Source organism: Mycobacterium sp. HM-7, from assembly GCF_053852335.1.
Map to the genome: position 1 here is coordinate 4954169 of NZ_CM132657.1, position 16418 is coordinate 4970586.

The window sequence follows — 16418 nt, forward strand, 5'->3', positions numbered from 1 at the left end:
GAAGAGATTCGGCTTGGGGCCTAGGCCTCTTCGGTGAAGTTGCGGGTGACGGCCGGGTCGACCGGGATGCCCGGGCCGGTGGTCGTCGAGACGACGACCTTCTTCAGGTAACGACCCTTCGACGACGACGGCTTTGCGCGCAGCACCTCGTCCAGCGCGGCACCGTAGTTCTCGGCCAGCTTGACCTCGTCGAACGACGCCTTGCCGATGATCAGGTGCAGGTTGGCCTGCTTGTCGACGCGGAAGTTGATCTTGCCGCCCTTGATGTCGTTGACGGCCTTGGCCACATCCGGGGTGACGGTGCCGGTCTTCGGGTTCGGCATCAGACCACGCGGGCCGAGGACGCGGGCGATCTTACCGACCTTGGCCATCTGGTCCGGCGTCGCGATCGCGGCGTCGAAGTCGGTCCACCCACCCTGGATACGCTCGATCAGGTCATCGCTACCGACGGCATCGGCGCCGGCGGCCACAGCGGCCTCGGCCTTTTCACCAACCGCGAACACCACTACGCGGGCGGTCTTACCGGTGCCGTGCGGCAGGTTGACGGTGCCACGCACCATCTGGTCTGCCTTACGAGGATCAACACCCAGCCGGATCGCGACCTCGACGGTCGAATCCTGCTTCTTCGAGGACGTCTCCTTGGCCAGTTTGACGGCCTGGAGCGGGGTGTACAGGTTGTCGCGGTCCACCTTCTCGGCAGCTTCGCGGTATGCCTTGCTGTTCTTGCTCATTTGAATCTCCAGTTCAGAGGTGTGGTTAGCGAGCCGAAGCGGGCTCTTCCACGTGTTGCTTCAGGGTCGAACTAGTCGAACTATTCGACGGTGATACCCATCGAGCGCGCGGTGCCGGCGATGATCTTGGCAGCGGCGTCGATGTCGTTCGCGTTGAGATCTTCCTTCTTGGTCTCGGCGATTTCGCGGACCTGGTCCCAGCTGATCTTGGCGACCTTGGTCTTGTGCGGCTCGGCCGAACCCTTCGGGATACCCGCAGCCTTGAGCAGCAGCCGGGCAGCCGGCGGGGTCTTCAGAACGAAGGTGAACGTGCGGTCCTCGTAGACGCTGATCTCGACGGGGATGACGTTTCCGCGCTGGCTTTCTGTCGCGGCGTTGTACGCCTTGCAGAACTCCATGATGTTGACGCCGTGCTGGCCGAGCGCCGGACCCACGGGCGGGGCGGGGTTGGCCGCGCCGGCCTGGATCTGCAGCTTGATCAGCCCGACGACCTTTTTCTTCTTCGGGGCCATTGGTGTGGTGTTCCTTTCTAGGTAGCCGCGGCGCGACTACGTCCTGCTAATCGCGAGTTCGCAATCGCGATTAAATCTTGCTGACCTGAGTGAAGGTCAATTCGACCGGCGTCTCGCGTCCGAAGATGGACACCAGCACCTTGAGCTTCTGCTGCTCGGCGTTGACCTCGCTGATCGACGCGGGCAGCGTCGCGAACGGGCCGTCCATGACGGTGACCGACTCGCCGACCTCGAAGTCGACCAGGATTTCCGGACGCGCCAAGCTGGCTTCGCTGTCGGAGCCCGACGCAGCGGCGGCCGAGGTCGCCTTGGCGGGCTTCTTCGCGGCGCCCTGCGGCAGCAGGAACTTGACGACGTCGTCGAGCGACAGCGCCGACGGCTTCGAGGTCGCACCGACGAACCCGGTCACACCCGGGGTGTTGCGCACGGCGCCCCACGACTCGTCGTTCAGGTCCATGCGGACCAGGATGTAACCCGGCAGCACCTTGCGGTTGACCTGCTTGCGCTGGCCGTTCTTGATCTCGGTGACTTCTTCGGTCGGCACCTCGACCTGGAAGATGTAGTCGCCGACGTCCAGGTTCTGCACGCGGGTCTCGAGGTTGGCCTTCACCTTGTTCTCGTAACCGGCGTACGAGTGGATGACGTACCACTCGCCTGCCTGGCGACGCAGCTGCTTCTTCAGCGCGACCGCGGGATCCTCGTCCTCGGGCTCCTCGGCGGCGGCTTCCACCGTCTCGTCGACAACCGCGTCGGTAGCCTCGGGCGCTTCTGCAGCGTCGGCCGAGTCGGCCTGGGCGTCGTCGGCACCGGCGGTGTCGTCAGCGTCCACGGTGTCGGCTGCTTCTTCGAAGGTCTCCACCGACTCGACTGCCTCGGCGGTCACGTCGGACTCATCCGAAGGTGTCTCGCCATCGAAAGTCACGGTAGTCAGTCCTCTCTTACGTTCTTGAGCTCGTCGCGGCGGGCGCTCGGCGTCAGCCGAACACCCACATGACGAGCTTGGCGAGACCGAAGTCGACCCCACCGATCAGCGCCACCATGAAGACCAGGAACACCAGCACGACGGTCGTGTAGCCGATCATCTGCTTGCGGTTCGGCCAGATGACCTTGCGCAGCTCGGCGACGACCTGCTTGAGGTAATTCCAGACGAACACGAATGGGTTCCGAGACGGGCCGGTCTTGGCGGCCTTCTTCGGCTTGTCGCGCTTCTTCGATTTCTTGTCAGTGTCGACCGCGCCGTCTTCGGTGTCGGCGTCCGTCTCGACGGTGTCGGATTCGGACTCGTCGACCTCGACGGCCCGCCGGGCCCGCTTTCCGGTCGGACGCGCCGGGCGCGTCACAACTGCGGTCTGGCCCTGCGACTCGCTTTCGCCCGCGTCGGTGCCCGCTTCAGTACCGGCGCCTGCGGAGCCGGCACTATCGCGCTCGTCGCTCACCGCATGCCTTTCGTCTGTTCCAGGTGGTCACATTTCCAGTGTCCACATCGGTATTCAGTTGAGCAGGGGCGACAGGACTTGAACCTGCAACCTGCGGTTTTGGAGACCGCTGCTCTGCCAATTGAGCTACGCCCCTTCAGCACCGACATCGTCGGCACTTCCGGTTGGGTCCTCACACAGTTCGCGCGCTCTCCGATCGGCCGATCTGTAACCGACGGACAGCGCGCTGAAAAGGGTGGATCCCCGAGGACCGAGTGTACAACGGCCCCAGTCTGAGTTACTAATCCGCCTTTGCCGCCGACCGCAGGACCTGGCCGGTCTCGCGGTCGTAATGCACCCCTACCGAATTGTCGCCCTCGTGACCCATCAGCGTGGTGAACGCCTCCATGATGACGCCACCGTCATCGTCGGTGAGGGTGTTGCGGGTCACGACGATGTCTGCACCGAACTTGTGGTCGACCGAGATGAACTCGACGGTCGCGTGCAGCCGGTCGCCGACCTTGATCGGGCGGTGGTAGACGAATTTCTGGTCGACCTGGATGATCTGCATGGTCTCCATGCCGACATCGACGGTCCGGAAAAAGTCCTGCTGAACCAGCAGCGCGACGATCGACACGAACGTCGGTCCGGCAACCAGGGTGTCGTGGCCCAACTCGGCCGCGGCCGCTTCGTCCATCGATGCCGGATGTTCCGATTTAACGGCCTTGGCGAACTGGCGGACCTGCTCGCGCCCCACCGTGAACACCTCGGGGTATTTGTGAACCATCCCGAGGATGTCGGCTTTCAACGCCATGAGCTACGCCAACTTCGCGGTCGCGACAGCGCGGCCGAAGATCTTCTTGCCGCCGGTGGTGGCGGAAATCGCGATGGTCACCGACTTAGCGTCCTCGTCGACCGACTTCACGCGGCCGCTGAAGACCAGCTCGGCGCCGATGCCGTCGTTGGGGACCGGGACGACCGAGGTGAAGCGGACGTTGTACTCGGTGACCGCAGCCGGATCGCCGACCCAGTTGGTGATGAAACCGCCGCCGAGACCCATGGTCAGCATGCCGTGCGCAATGGCGGTGTCCAGACCGACCTGCTTGGCGATCTCGTCGTCCCAGTGAATGGGGTTCAGGTCGCCGGAAACGCCGGCGTAGTTGACCAGGTCCTGCCGGGTCAGCTTGATGATCTTCTCGGGCAGCTCGTCGCCGACCTTGACCGATCCGAATTCACGAAGCGCCATCTGAGAACCCCTTATCTCCGTCTTCACCCGAGCGACCCGCCAGGGTCGTGTAGGCCTCCTGCACAACTTCACCACGATCGTTGGTGATGATGTTCTTGGTCACGATGATGTCGGTGCCGTGCGCCTGGCGGAACGAGTCGACGTACACGTCGTAGAACAGCTTGTCGCCGGCCTTGATCGGAGCCAGGAACTTCAGCTCTTGGTCGACGTGAATGATCTGGGCATCGGAAATGGCGATGCCGGCGTCCTCGAACATCGCCAGCTGCGCCTGATAGCCGAAAATGCTGATGAACGTCAGCGGCGCCAACAGCGCGTCGTGGCCGAGTTCAGCGGCCGCCGACTCGTGGTGGAAGCACGCGTCGTCGTTCTGGACGGCGGTCGCATGCTCACGAATCTTCTCGCGCCCGACCTCGTAGCACTCGGGATGCCGGTAGTGATACCCGACGATGTCCGCCAGACCCACGACGAGTGGCTAACGCGACTCTTTGTGCGGCTGATGCGTACCGCAGTTCGGGCAGAACTTCTTGATCTCAAGACGATCCGGGTCGTTGCGCCGGTTCTTCTTGGTGATGTAGTTACGGTGCTTGCACACCTCGCAGGCCAAGGTGATCTTCGGCCGTACGTCGGTACTCGACGCCACGTCTCTGCCTCTTTCGCTTCGAAATCTTTTACGTGCTGGTAGCGGTGGGGAGGCTCGATCTCCCGACCTCACGATTATGAGTCGTGCGCTCTAACCAGCTGAGCTACACCGCCCCGACAGACACAGGCGGCGCAGCGGCGGATTTTTACTTCCGTCGCTCCGCTCGCCATATGTCCACCGAGCCCCCTAACGGAATCGAACCGTTGACCTTTTCCTTACCATGGAAACGCTCTGCCGACTGAGCTAAGGGGGCCTGACCCGCGGTTTCGAACTGTCGGTTACGACCGTCTACCCCGTGGGCCTTAAAGAGGTTACCGTCTCGCTGTTTCACCTGCCAAAACGGCAGCTTAACCGCACTATTTTGACTCACCGAAGTGTGCCTGTCGCAGGTTTGCGCCTGTTTTGCCCCTCGCTTCGACCAGAGCCGCCTCGATCACCGCATCTGGGAGATTGAAGCCACGCACTTCATCGCGGGCCGGCCACCCTCCTAGGCTGTCGGCATGCCTGATGACCGCCTGTATTTCCGTCAGTTGCTCGCCGGCCGCGACTTTGCGGCGACCGATCCGATCGCCGCGCAGATGCGCAACTTCGCCTACCTCATCGGCGATCGCGACACCGGCGACTGTGTGGTGGTGGACCCGGCCTACGCCGCGGGCGATCTGGTCGACGCCCTGGAGGCCGACGGCATGCACCTGTCCGGCGTGCTCGTCACCCACCATCACCCCGACCACGTCGGCGGCTCGATGATGGGCTTCGAGCTCAAGGGCCTGGCCGAACTGCTCGAGCGCGTCAGTGTGCCGGTGCACGTCAACGCCCACGAGGCCGACTGGGTGTCCCGGGTCACCGGCATCGCGCCGTCGGAGCTGACATCCCACCAGCACGGCGACGTCGTGCAGGTCGGGGCCGTGCCGATCGAGCTGCTGCACACCCCCGGTCACACCCCGGGCAGCCAGTGCTTCCTGCTCGACGGCCGCTTGGTGGCCGGCGACACCCTGTTCCTGGAGGGCTGCGGGCGCACCGATTTCCCGGGCGGCAACGTCGACGACATGTTCCGCAGCCTGCAGGCACTGGCCGCGTTGCCCGGTGATCCGACGGTCTTCCCCGGCCACTGGTACTCGGCCGAACCCAGCGCGCCGCTCGACGATGTCCGTCGCACCAATTACGTCTACCGGGCCCGCGACCTGGACCAGTGGCGCATGCTCATGGGCGGCTAGCGCCGCAGCTACCTTTCGCTCTCCGTTGTACAAGTCAACCAGCGAAAATTAGTATCTGTGTCGGATAACCGATCGGTGACTTGACGACTGGATGGCGCGGTGGACTGGATATCTCAACGCTGGGACGATCTGACGGGCCTGGGATCAGGCGGCTGGCTGGCCATCGCGGCCTGGGCGGCGCTGGCGTTCGGCATCGTCGTGCTGATCGCGGTGAACCGCCAGCTGTCCAAGAATCGCCAGCTCAAGCGGGATCAGGTCCGTCCGCAGGTCACGATGTTCATGGAGCCGCACGCGTCGGACTGGCACGTTATCGAGCTGGTCGTCCGCAACTTCGGGCAGACCGCGGCGCACAACATCTCCTTCGATTTCACGAACCACCCAACCGTCGCCATCTACGAGGACTCCGACCACGACGGCGAGCTCGACGTCACCGAGCTGCGGCTGCCCAGCGAACTCTCGATCCTGGCTCCGGGCCAGGAGTGGCGAACCGTATGGGACTCGGCGATCAGCCGTGAGGAGCTGGGTGGGTCGATCCGGTCCCGGTTCGAGGGGACGCTCACCTACTACGACATGCCGGCGCCCGCGGCCGGAAAGAAGTCCCGGTTCGGACCGCAGCCCCGCGAGTTCGAGTCGAAGGCGGTGCTCGACTGGGCGGCGCTGCAGCCCGTGCAACGGCTGGAGCTGATGACGACGCACGACCTCGCCAAGCGGGAGAAGCAGAAGCTCGAGCTGCTCCGCAGCGTGCTGACGTACTTCCACTACGCCTCCAAGGAGACGCGGCCCGAGGTGTTCCGCGCCGAGATCGACCGCATGAACCGGGCGGTCCGGGAAACCCAGGACCGCTGGCGCAGCCGGGAAGCCGACGAGACCACCGAACTGGAGATCACGTGGTTCGATGACGGCCCCAAGGGCCGGCACCGCAACGCCGTCCACTGACGGCGGCCGCCGCCTGAGGCCCGTCTAGCATCGGCTCACACCCGTTCCCGGCGAGGGAACCGACCGAGGGAGAACCGATGAGCACCGTCACCTACTCCGTGACCGATGCGGTTGCCACGATCACGCTGGACGACGGCAAGGTCAACGTCCTGAGCCCGACGATGCAGCAGAACATCCACGCCGCGCTGGACCAGGCCGAGCAGGCCGACGACGTGAAGGCCGTCGTTTTGGCCGGCAACAACCGGGTGCTCAGCGCCGGGTTCGACCTCGCCATCTTCGGCTCCGGAGACGCGGCGGCCGGGTTCGCCATGCTGCGCGGCGGCATCGAGTTGATGGACCGGATCCTGCGTTTCCCCGTCCCCGTGGTGGTCGCCGCCACCGGGCCGGCCGTCGCCGGCGGATCGTTCCTGCTGTGCTCGGGCGACCACCGCATCGGTTCGGAGAAGACCCGCTGTCAGGCCAACGAGGTGGCCATCGGCATGACGGTGCCGCAGTCCTGCATCGAAATCCTCCGCATGCGGCTGACGAATTCGGCCTTCCAGCGGGCGGTCGGCCTGGCCGCGACGTTCACCGGTGAAGAGGCCCGCGCCGGCGGCTGGCTCGACGAGGTCGTGGCGCCGGACGAGGTGCTGAGCCGCGCCCAGGAGGTGGCCGCCGGATTCGCCGCGACGCTGCACACCCAGCACCACCTCGCGAGCAAGCTCAAGGCCCGCGCCGACGGACTGGCCGCGATCCAGGCCGGCATCGACGGCCTGGCCGCCGAGTTCGGCGGGTAACGCCACACAGCGACAAAGCTGTCGGTCGCCCGACCTAAGGTGAGCCGATGGCGCTACACCTGCACCGAGCCGAAGACACCGGCGCGCTGGCCGCCGGGCTGGGTGCGCTGCTCGCCGAGCCGCTGTCCGACCCGTTCGCCGCCGAGCTTGTGCTGGTGTCCGCGCGCGGCATGGAACGCTGGCTCAGCCAGCAGCTGTCACATGTGCTCGGCAGCGGCGCGGCGCACGACGGCGTGTGTGCGGGCATCGAATTCCGCTCCCCCACATCGCTTCTCGCCGAGATCACCGGCACGGTGGACGACAACCCGTGGGAACCCGACGCCCTGGTGTGGCCGCTGCTCGAGGTCATCGATTCCGTGGTGGTGACCCGTCCGGCGTGGGCGAACACTTTGACCGCGCACCTGGGCTGCGCAGAACTGGGCAATCCGGAGGAAACTCAGCTGCGGCAGGGCCGTCGGTACGCGGTGGCCCGGCGGCTGGCAGGTCTGTTCGACACCTACGCCAAAGCCCGGCCGGCGATGCTCGCCGACTGGCTGGCGGGCGGCGACTCCGACGGAGCGGGCGGCCGGCTGGACGACGACCTGCTCTGGCAACCGCACCTGTGGCGGGCCACCGCCGAACGTGTCGACGCCGATCCGCCGCCGGTTCGTCAGGCGAAAACCCTTGCCCGGCTGATCGATTCGCCGTCCGAGCTGCCACCGCGACTATCGCTGTTCGGGCATACCCGGTTGCCCGCGGCAGACCTCGAACTGCTCGGCGCCTTGGCCACCCACCACGATCTGCACCTGTGGCTGCCGCATCCCAGCGACCCGTTGTGGCAGTCGCTGTCCGAGTTGCGCGGCCAGGAGCCGCGGCGCGCGGACACCAGCCGGTCGCGGGTGGGCCACCCACTGCTGCAGACCCTCGGCCGCGACCTGCGGGAGCTGCAACGCGGCCTGCCCGCCGCACAGACCGATCAGTTCCATCCCCGCACCGGATTCCCGGACACGCTGCTGGGCCGGCTGCAGTCCGACATCTCGGCCGACGAGGTGCGGCCCGGCGGGCGAGGGCTCGCGAAGGACGACCGGTCCGTGCAGATCCATCGCTGTCACGGTGCGGCCCGGCAGATCGATGTCCTGCGTGATGTGCTGCTGGGCCTGCTCGACGACGACGAGACCCTGCAGCCGCGCGACATCCTGGTGATGTGCCCCGACATCGAAACCTACGCACCCCTGATCACCGCGGCATTCGGAGCGGGTGAGCACGCCGACCTCGGCCACCCGGCGCAGAGCCTGCGGGTCCGGTTGGCCGACCGCGCGCTGACCCAGACCAATCCCCTGCTCGGGGTACTGGCCGAACTCCTCGACATCGCCGACGGCCGGGCCACCGCCAGTGCGGTGCTGAGCCTGGCGCACAGCGAGCCGGTGCGCCGCCGCTTCGCGTGGGGCGACGACGACCTGGTGGACCTCACCGAATGGGTTGGCGCAGCCGGTGTCCGGTGGGGTTTCGACGCTGCGCACCGCACCCCGTACGCATTGCAGCGGTACCCGCAGAACACCTGGCAGTTCGGGGTCGACCGACTGCTCGTGGGCGCCGCGATGTCCGACGACTCGCAGGACTGGCTCGGCACCGCGCTGCCGCTCGACGACGTCGACTCGAACCGCGTCGAGCTGGCCGGCCGGCTGGCGGAATACGTGCAGCGGTTGTGCGGCGTCGTGGACCACCTCACCGGCGCGCAGCCCCTCGACGGCTGGGTCGAGGTGCTGCGGGACGGCATCGCACAGCTCACGCGCGTCGGCCCGGATGACCAGTGGCAGCAGGCGCAACTCGATCGCGAACTGGCGAAAGTGTTGACCCACGCGGGTTCTCGGTCCGGCACGACGCTGCGGCTGCCTGATGTGCGGTCCCTGCTGCACCGGCAACTCGCCGGGCGGCCAACCCGCGCCAACTTCCGCACCGGCACGCTCACGGTGTGCACCATGGTCCCGATGCGCTCGGTGCCGCACCGGGTGGTGTGTCTGGTCGGGCTCGACGACGGCGTCTTCCCGCGCACCAACATCGCCGACGGGGACGACGTCCTGGCCCGTCATCCGCTCACCGGCGAGCGCGACATCCGGTCCGAGGACCGGCAGCTGCTGCTCGACGCCATCTGCTCGGCCACCGACACCCTGGTCATCACCTACACCGGGACCGACGAGCACTCCGGTGAGCACCGGCCGCCCGCGGTCCCGGTGCAGGAGCTGCTCGACGCGCTGGACCGGACCACCACCGAACCTGTCCGCGACCGCATCGTCGCCGAGCATCCGTTGCAGCCCTTCGATATCCGCACCGTCGCCCGCGACCGGCTGGTGCCGGACCGGCCGTTCACCTATGACCCGGCGGCTCTGCGCGGGGCGAGGGCCGTCCTCGGGGAGCGCCGGCCGAAGCCGCGCTTGATCGACAGCCCGCTGGACGAATCGCCATGCGGCGATGTCGAACTCGCCGAGCTGCTGAGGTTCTTCGCGAACCCGGTGAAGGGCTTCTTCCGGGCGCTGGACTACACGCTGCCGTGGGACGCCGACGAGTTGTCCGATGCCATCCCGGTCGCGATCGACGGCCTCGGCAAGTGGGCAGTCGGGGAGCGCATGCTCGACGACCTGAAGATCGGCCGGGACCCCGACTTCGTCATCGGTGCGGAGTGGCGGCGCGGCACGTTGCCGCCGGGCCGGCTCGGCTGGCGTCAGGCCAACGAAATCCGCGGTGAAGCCATCGAACTGGCGACCGCCGCCCGGTCGCTGCAGCGGGGCGACGCGAGTGCGCTGGACATCAGTGTCGACATCGGCGACCTGGGCATGGGCCGCCGGCTCACCGGCACCGTCGCCCCGTTGTGGCAGGACCGCACCGTGACGGTCACGTACTCGAAGCTGGGCGCCAAGCATCGGCTGCAGTCCTGGGTCACCCTCATGGCTCTGGCTGCGGCCGCACCGGAGCGCGAGTGGGAGGCGTACTGCATCGGTCGCGGTCCGCGGAACACCATGCAGGCCATGGCATATCAGCCTCCCGAGCAACCGCTTTCGGTGTTGCGTGACCTGGTCGCGATCTACGACGCGGGCCGCCGCGAACCCCTGCCGCTGCCCTTGAAGACGTCGCTGGAATGGGCCCGGGCACGACAATTCGACGACCCGGTACCGGAGCGGGGGGCCGAGTCGGAGTGGCGCTGGGAGAAAGACAGTGCCGAGTACGTCGAAGTATGGGGCCCGGGCGCGCCGTTGCACGTGCTGCTCGATCCGCCGCGGCCCGACGAAGTCGCCGTCCGGGGCGAGACCAGTCGGCTGGGCGCCTACGCTCGCCGGCTGTGGCAGCCGCTGCTCGACGCGGAACGGCGGATCTGATGGACGCGTTCGATCTGCTCGGCCCGCTGCCCGACCGCGCGACGACGACGGTGCTGGAAGCCAGCGCCGGTACCGGCAAAACCTATGCCCTCGCCGGTCTGGTGACGCGGTACATCGCCGAGGGCGCCGCCACGCTGGACGAGATGCTGCTGATCACGTTCAGCCGGGCAGCCACTCGGGAACTGCGTGAGCGGGTACGTGCACAGCTGGTGAAGACTGTTGCCGCGCTGGATGATCCGGCTGCGGAGGACAACGATCTGATCCGGCACCTGGCCGACGCGACGCCCGACGAGCTGGTCCTGCGCCGCGCCCGGCTACGCGACGCACTGTCGGATTTCGACGCCGCGACCATCGCCACCACGCACGAGTTCTGCGGGCTGGTGCTGCGTTCCCTCGGCATCGCCGGCGACACCGACTCCGGGTCCCAATTGGTGGAGAGCCTCGACGATCTGGTGGCCGAGATCGTCTCCGACCTGTACCTGACGGTCTACGGAGACCAGCGTGACGAGCCCGCGCTGAGCTTCGCCGATGCGCTGGACCTGGCCAAACGGGTCGTCGGCGATCCCGGCGCGCAGCTGCGGCCCGTGACGGCCGACCCGGACAGCGTTGCGGCGCAGCGGCTGTCGTTCGCAAGGGCGGTGCTCGAAGAACTCGAACGCCGCAAGCGCCGGCTGGGCGTACTGAGCTTCGACGACCTGCTGAGCCGGCTCGCCACCGCGCTGGAGGAGCCCGATGCGCCCGCCCGCGACCGGATGCGTCGACGTTGGCCGATCGTCATGGTCGACGAGTTCCAGGACACCGACCCCGTGCAGTGGCAGGTGATCTCGCGGGCCTTCGTCGGGCACAGCGCCGTCGTCCTGATCGGCGATCCCAAGCAGGCCATCTACGCGTTCCGCGGCGGCGACATCGTCACCTACCTGGATGCCGCGCGCAGTGCCGGCCAGCGCCTGACGCTCGCCGAGAACTGGCGCAGCGACAAGGTTCTGGTGGACCGACTGCAGACCGTGCTCAAGGGCGCGGCCCTCGGCGACGCCGACATCGTGGTGCACCCCGTCGAAGCACGTACCGACAGCCACCGGCTCACCGGAGCCCCGCATAACGATCCGTTCCGGTTACGGGTGGTGGCGCGCACGGAATTCGGGACGCCGCAGCGCCGGATGGTCCCGATCGGCCAGTTGCGGCCCTACATCGCCAAGGATCTCGCGGCCGACATCTCGGTGCTGCTGGCCAGCGGCGCACAGTTCGATGGCCGGCCACTGACCGCCGGCGACGTCGCGGTGATCGTCGATAGTGGCCTGGACGCCATCCCGTGCCGGGATGCGTTGCTGGACTTGGGTATTCCGGTGGTCTACTCGGGCGATACCGATGTGTTCGCCTCGGCCGCGGCGGCGGAGTGGCTGCGGCTGCTCGACGCGTTCGACACCCCCAACCGCAGCGGCGTGGTCCGGGCCGCCGCGACCACCATGTTCTTCGGGCACCGCGCGGCCGACCTGGCCACCGGCGGCGACGAGCTGACCGATCAGCTCACCACCACCATCCGACAGTGGGCCGGGCTGGCCCGGGATCGCGGTATCGCGGCGGCGTTCGAGGCGGCCGTGGCAATGGGTCTGCCCGAACGGGTCCTCGGACATCGAGGCGGTGAACGTCACATGACCGATCTGGCGCACGTCAGCCAACTCCTGCACGAAACCGCCCATCGCGAGCGCTATCACCTGCCCGCCCTGCGTGATTGGCTGCGCCGCCAGATGAAGGACCGCGGTGGGCCGGCCGAACGCAACCGCCGACTGGACAGCGACGCCGCCGCGGTTCAGATCATGACGGTGTGGCGCAGCAAGGGGCTGCAGTTCCCCGTGGTGTACCTGCCGTTCGGGTTCAACCGATTCGTCAAGGCCGACACGGTGCTGCGGTTCCACGACACCGACGGCACCCGCTGCCTGCATCTCGGTGGCGCCGGGGCCACGGACCGGGCCGCGGCGGAGCAGGCGGGCCTGGCCGAGACGGCCGGGGACAATGTCCGGCTCACCTACGTGGCGCTCACCCGGGCACAGTCGCAGGTCGTGGCGTGGTGGGCGCCATCGCGGGACGAGCAGAACGGTGGCCTGTCGCGGCTGCTGCGCGGCCGCCGGCCCGGCGCCGCCGCGGTGCCGGATTGCGCCACGCCACAGACACTTTCCGACGACGATGCGCTGGCGTGTTTCACCGCGTGGGAGCACGCGGGCGGTCCGGTGGTCGAGGCGGCCGACCCCGTGATCCCGATGCCGCCGCCGGCGCCGGAGACCCCGGCGGACCTGGACGTGCGGCACTTCCATCGCAGTATCGACACCCATTGGCGACGGACGTCGTACTCGGCGCTGGTGCGCGTCGTGCACGACGACGGGCAGGCGGTGAGCAGCGAACCGGACACCGCGCTGCGGGACGACGAGTCCGCCGGTGTCGTCCCCGAGGCGCCGTCGCCCTTGCCCGGCGACCTGCCGTCACCGATGGCACAGCTGCCCGCCGGCGCCGCCTTCGGCTCGTTGGTGCACGCCGTGCTGGAGCGCGCCGATCCCCTGACCTCGGATCTCACCGCGGAACTGGCGGCCCGGATCGACGAGCAGGCGGGGCTGTGGAACGTCGAGGTGCCCACGGATGAGCTGGCCTCGGCCCTGGTGCCGATGCACGACACCCCGCTCGGTCCGCTGGCCCCGGGCCTGACGCTGCGGCAGATCGGACTGCGGGATCGGTTGCGGGAACTGGATTTCGAGATGCCGCTGGGCGGTGGCCAGAACCGGCCCGATGCCGCGCTGGACATCCGCCTCGGCGATGTGGGCGCGGTGGTGAGTGAGCTGCTGCCGGCGTCGGATCCGTTGTCCGCGTATGGCGCGCGCCTGCAGGCCGAGCCGCTGGGACACCAGCGGTTGCACGGCTATCTGTCGGGGTCCATCGACGCGGTGCTGCGGGTGCCGAGCGATGGCGGCCACCGATATCTGGTGGTCGACTACAAGACCAACAGGCTGGGCGACTTCGGCGCCGAGAACACGGCGGCGGACTACACCGCACCCAGGCTCGCCGAGGCCATGATGCACTCCGACTATCCGCTGCAGGCCCTGCTGTATTCGGTTGTGCTGCATCGGTTCCTGCGGTGGCGCCTACCGGACTACGAACCGGGGCGGCACCTGGGCGGTGTGGCCTATCTGTTCGTCCGCGGCATGTGCGGTGCGGCGACCCCCGTGGTCGACGGTAACCCGTGCGGGGTGTTCAGCTGGCAGCCGCCGGTCGAGCTGGTGGCCCGGCTGTCCGATCTGTTGGACCGGGGGACGGCGGCATGACGGCAGCGCTCGAAACAACACCCGACCCCATGGACTGGCGTCAGGTACCGGCGGCCACGGGCCTGCTGGCGATGTTCAACGCCGCCGGCGTACTGACTGCCGCTGATGTGCATGTGGCCCAAAGGTGTTGTGTGTTGGTAGAGGAGGCGAGCGAGGTCGTCGCACTCGCGGTCGCACTGACGGTCCGGGCGCTGCGCGAAGGCTCGGTGTGCGTCGACCTCACCACGGTCGCCCGGGACATCGGCGCCCCCGCCGGCGGCGGCGACCTGCCCTGGCCGGCACCTGACGAGCTGATCGCCGCGGTCGCGGGTAGTCCGTTGCTGGGCAAGGCCATCCGGCTGGACCACGAGCGGTTGCTGTACCTGGACCGCTACTGGCGCGAAGAGCAGCAGGTGTGCACCGACCTGCTGGCACTGTCGGCGCGCGCGTCGCAGTCGGTCGCCGACGCCGAGCTCGACCGGCTCTTCCCGCCACCGGATTTCGCCGAGCAGCGGGCCGCCGCGCAGCTCGCGCTGACGCAGCCGGTGACCGTGCTGACCGGTGGTCCCGGCACCGGCAAGACGACGACCGTGGCCCGGTTGCTCGCGCTCCTGGCGCAGGCCGCGCACCCGGGCCGGCTGCGGATCGCGCTCGCGGCGCCGACCGGAAAAGCTGCCGCCCGACTGCAGGAGGCGGTCTCGGCCGAGGTGGCCAGACTCGAGGCCGCGGATCAACAGCGGCTCAGCGGGCTACGGGCCGTCACGCTGCACCGGTTGCTCGGCGGGCGTCCCGACAGCGCCTCGCGGTTCAAGCACCACCGCGGCAACCGGTTGCCGCACGACGTCGTCGTCGTCGACGAAACCTCGATGGTGTCACTGACTCTCATGGCCCGGCTGCTCGAAGCCGTTCGGCCCGACGCCCGGCTGCTGCTCGTCGGCGACCCCGACCAGTTGACCTCGGTCCAGGCGGGCGCCGTGCTGGCCGACCTGGTCGACGGGCTCGCTGACCATCCCGCCATCCAGATCGCCGCGCTGCACACCACACACCGGTTCGGGGCGGCGATCGGCGGGCTCGCCGAAGCGATCCGGGCCGGTGACGCGGACCAGGTGCTGACCCTGCTGCGGGCCGGCGAGGCCGCGATCGAGTTCGTCGAGGATGCCGAGCCGGCCGCGGTGCTGCGCCCGGTCCTGGTGGGCCACGCGCTGAAAGTGCGTGAGTGTGCGTTGCTGGGCGCCGGTGACGACGGTCTCGCGGCGATGGATGAGCACCGCCTGCTGTGCGCACACCGCGACGGGCCCTACGGGGTGCGGCATTGGAACCGTCAGGTCGAGCGCTGGCTCACCGACGAGACCGGACAGGCCACCTGGTCGCCCTGGTATCCCGGTCGGCCGCTGCTGGTCACTTCCAACGACTACGCGCTGGGCATCTACAACGGCGACACCGGCCTGGTGGCCGCGGGGCCGGACGGCGTCCAGGTGTACATCGCGGGTGCGACTGCGACGCAACAGTTCTCACCGAGCCGCATCGTCGACGTCGAGACGATGTACGCGCTGACCATCCACAAGAGTCAGGGTTCGCAGGCCGACGAGGTGACGGTGATCCTGCCGCCCGCCGACTCCCGGCTGCTGACCCGCGAGCTGTTCTACACCGCGGTCACACGCGCGAAGAAGAAGGTGCGCATCGTCGGGTCCGCTGACGAGGTGCGGGCCGCGGTCGAACGCCAGGCGCTGCGCGCCTCGGGCCTGCGGGACCGGCTGCGGGCCAGTACCTAGGGCCGCACCGGGTGGCGACTCAGGATCGACACCCGGTTGAAGGCGTTGATCGCGGTGGCCACCCAGATCACCGCGGACACCTCATCGTCGTTGAGTACCGCCCGCGCCCTTGCGTATTCACGCTCGGCGATGTCGTGGTCGGGCAGCGTGGTCGTGATCTCGGCGAGCCGCAGCGCGGCGCGTTCCTGCTCGGAGAACAGCTCGGTGTCCCGCCAGGCGCGCAATGTCGCCAGCTGCTTGTCCGTCACGCCGGCCTTCACCGCGCGGCGGTGGTGAATCTCCAGGCACGACGGACAGCCGTTGAGCAGGGAGACGCGGGTGTTGATCAGCTCCACGAGCGCCGGCGGCAACCCGGCCTCGGCAGCGGTCCTGCCGACCGCGGTGGCGACCGCCACCAGCGTCCGGTAGGCATGGGGCGACTGCTTGTCGACGTGCACGTGCGCGGGAACCGGTTCGGTGGTGTCCATTGCCTGCTTTCAGGTTGCGCAGGACGGCGCGGGTATGGTCTGAGCGAACGCGACGATGGTACGCAGCCGGGA

Annotated in this window: 15 protein-coding genes and 3 tRNA genes; 6 read left to right on the top strand and 12 right to left on the bottom strand. The window is 68.1% G+C overall.

Annotated features, from left to right (window positions below; all coding sequences use genetic code 11):
- Positions 1-20 precede the first annotated feature (20 nt).
- From rplA to ACWW1C_RS23910, 11 genes are all read right to left on the bottom strand, one after another.
- Positions 21-731 (bottom strand): 50S ribosomal protein L1, encoded by a 711-nt coding sequence (rplA, locus tag ACWW1C_RS23860; RefSeq protein WP_455980566.1) that lies wholly within the window; start codon positions 729-731, stop codon positions 21-23.
- Positions 732-811: 80 nt separating this feature from the next.
- Positions 812-1243, bottom strand: coding sequence for a 50S ribosomal protein L11 (gene rplK / locus ACWW1C_RS23865; RefSeq protein WP_138232256.1), 432 nt, complete (start codon positions 1241-1243; stop codon positions 812-814).
- A 70-nt stretch (positions 1244-1313) separates the two neighbouring features.
- A complete protein-coding gene (gene nusG, locus ACWW1C_RS23870) occupies positions 1314-2165 on the bottom strand; it encodes a transcription termination/antitermination protein NusG (RefSeq protein WP_455980567.1) in 852 nt (283 codons plus the stop codon).
- Positions 2166-2217: 52 nt separating this feature from the next.
- The gene (gene secE, locus ACWW1C_RS23875; protein ID WP_455980568.1) at positions 2218-2679 is read right to left on the bottom strand and encodes a preprotein translocase subunit SecE; all 462 of its coding nucleotides are present in this window, start codon (positions 2677-2679) and stop codon (positions 2218-2220) included.
- Between the two features lie 63 nt (positions 2680-2742).
- A tRNA-Trp gene (locus ACWW1C_RS23880) sits at positions 2743-2815 on the bottom strand.
- Between the two features lie 144 nt (positions 2816-2959).
- Positions 2960-3472, bottom strand: coding sequence for a (3R)-hydroxyacyl-ACP dehydratase subunit HadC (gene hadC, locus ACWW1C_RS23885; RefSeq protein WP_455980569.1), 513 nt, complete (start codon positions 3470-3472; stop codon positions 2960-2962).
- Positions 3473-3475: 3 nt separating this feature from the next.
- A complete protein-coding gene (hadB, locus tag ACWW1C_RS23890; protein WP_455980570.1) occupies positions 3476-3904 on the bottom strand; it encodes a (3R)-hydroxyacyl-ACP dehydratase subunit HadB in 429 nt (142 codons plus the stop codon).
- Complete coding sequence (gene hadA, locus ACWW1C_RS23895) at positions 3891-4367, bottom strand: (3R)-hydroxyacyl-ACP dehydratase subunit HadA (protein WP_455980571.1); 477 nt, start codon at positions 4365-4367, stop codon at positions 3891-3893. The genes hadB and hadA overlap by 14 nt, the downstream gene beginning before the upstream one ends.
- Before the next feature lie 9 nt (positions 4368-4376).
- Positions 4377-4544 carry a 50S ribosomal protein L33 gene (rpmG, locus tag ACWW1C_RS23900; RefSeq protein WP_003881823.1) on the bottom strand — a complete coding sequence of 56 codons (168 nt, stop codon included), beginning with the start codon at positions 4542-4544 and terminating at the stop codon, positions 4377-4379.
- A 36-nt stretch (positions 4545-4580) separates the two neighbouring features.
- Positions 4581-4657, bottom strand: a tRNA-Met gene (locus ACWW1C_RS23905).
- A 67-nt stretch (positions 4658-4724) separates the two neighbouring features.
- A tRNA-Thr gene (locus ACWW1C_RS23910) sits at positions 4725-4797 on the bottom strand.
- A 247-nt stretch (positions 4798-5044) separates the two neighbouring features.
- Here ACWW1C_RS23910 and ACWW1C_RS23915 point away from each other — a divergent pair.
- From ACWW1C_RS23915 to recD, 6 genes are all read left to right on the top strand, one after another.
- Complete coding sequence (locus ACWW1C_RS23915; protein WP_455980572.1) at positions 5045-5758, top strand: MBL fold metallo-hydrolase; 714 nt, start codon at positions 5045-5047, stop codon at positions 5756-5758.
- A 99-nt stretch (positions 5759-5857) separates the two neighbouring features.
- Positions 5858-6694 carry a hypothetical protein gene (locus ACWW1C_RS23920; protein ID WP_455980573.1) on the top strand — a complete coding sequence of 279 codons (837 nt, stop codon included), beginning with the start codon at positions 5858-5860 and terminating at the stop codon, positions 6692-6694.
- 77 nt (positions 6695-6771) lie between these two features.
- On the top strand, positions 6772-7470 hold the full coding sequence (locus tag ACWW1C_RS23925) for a crotonase/enoyl-CoA hydratase family protein (protein WP_455980574.1): 699 nt from the start codon (positions 6772-6774) through the stop codon (positions 7468-7470).
- A 47-nt stretch (positions 7471-7517) separates the two neighbouring features.
- A complete protein-coding gene (gene recC, locus ACWW1C_RS23930) occupies positions 7518-10820 on the top strand; it encodes an exodeoxyribonuclease V subunit gamma (RefSeq protein ID WP_455980575.1) in 3303 nt (1100 codons plus the stop codon).
- Positions 10820-14128, top strand: coding sequence for a UvrD-helicase domain-containing protein (locus ACWW1C_RS23935; protein WP_455984413.1), 3309 nt, complete (start codon positions 10820-10822; stop codon positions 14126-14128). The genes recC and ACWW1C_RS23935 overlap by 1 nt, the downstream gene beginning before the upstream one ends.
- A gap of 29 nt (positions 14129-14157) precedes the next feature.
- Positions 14158-15879, top strand: a complete 1722-nt coding sequence (gene recD / locus ACWW1C_RS23940; protein ID WP_455984414.1) for an exodeoxyribonuclease V subunit alpha — start codon at positions 14158-14160, stop codon at positions 15877-15879.
- Here the strand turns inward: recD and ACWW1C_RS23945 are convergent.
- Complete coding sequence (locus ACWW1C_RS23945; protein ID WP_455980576.1) at positions 15876-16346, bottom strand: carboxymuconolactone decarboxylase family protein; 471 nt, start codon at positions 16344-16346, stop codon at positions 15876-15878. The genes recD and ACWW1C_RS23945 overlap by 4 nt on opposite strands.
- Between the last annotated feature and the right edge of the window lie 72 nt (positions 16347-16418).

Coding starts and splice junctions, on each gene's coding strand:
- rplA (WP_455980566.1), bottom strand. CDS start 731: ATGAGCAAGAACAGCAAGGCATACCGCGAAGCTGCCGAGAAGGTGGAC.
- rplK (WP_138232256.1), bottom strand. CDS start 1,243: ATGGCCCCGAAGAAGAAAAAGGTCGTCGGGCTGATCAAGCTGCAGATC.
- hadC (WP_455980569.1), bottom strand. CDS start 3,472: ATGGCGTTGAAAGCCGACATCCTCGGGATGGTTCACAAATACCCCGAG.
- hadB (WP_455980570.1), bottom strand. CDS start 3,904: ATGGCGCTTCGTGAATTCGGATCGGTCAAGGTCGGCGACGAGCTGCCC.
- ACWW1C_RS23915 (WP_455980572.1), top strand. CDS start 5,045: ATGCCTGATGACCGCCTGTATTTCCGTCAGTTGCTCGCCGGCCGCGAC.
- ACWW1C_RS23925 (WP_455980574.1), top strand. CDS start 6,772: ATGAGCACCGTCACCTACTCCGTGACCGATGCGGTTGCCACGATCACG.
- recC (WP_455980575.1), top strand. CDS start 7,518: ATGGCGCTACACCTGCACCGAGCCGAAGACACCGGCGCGCTGGCCGCC.
- ACWW1C_RS23935 (WP_455984413.1), top strand. CDS start 10,820: ATGGACGCGTTCGATCTGCTCGGCCCGCTGCCCGACCGCGCGACGACG.
- recD (WP_455984414.1), top strand. CDS start 14,158: ATGGACTGGCGTCAGGTACCGGCGGCCACGGGCCTGCTGGCGATGTTC.
- ACWW1C_RS23945 (WP_455980576.1), bottom strand. CDS start 16,346: ATGGACACCACCGAACCGGTTCCCGCGCACGTGCACGTCGACAAGCAG.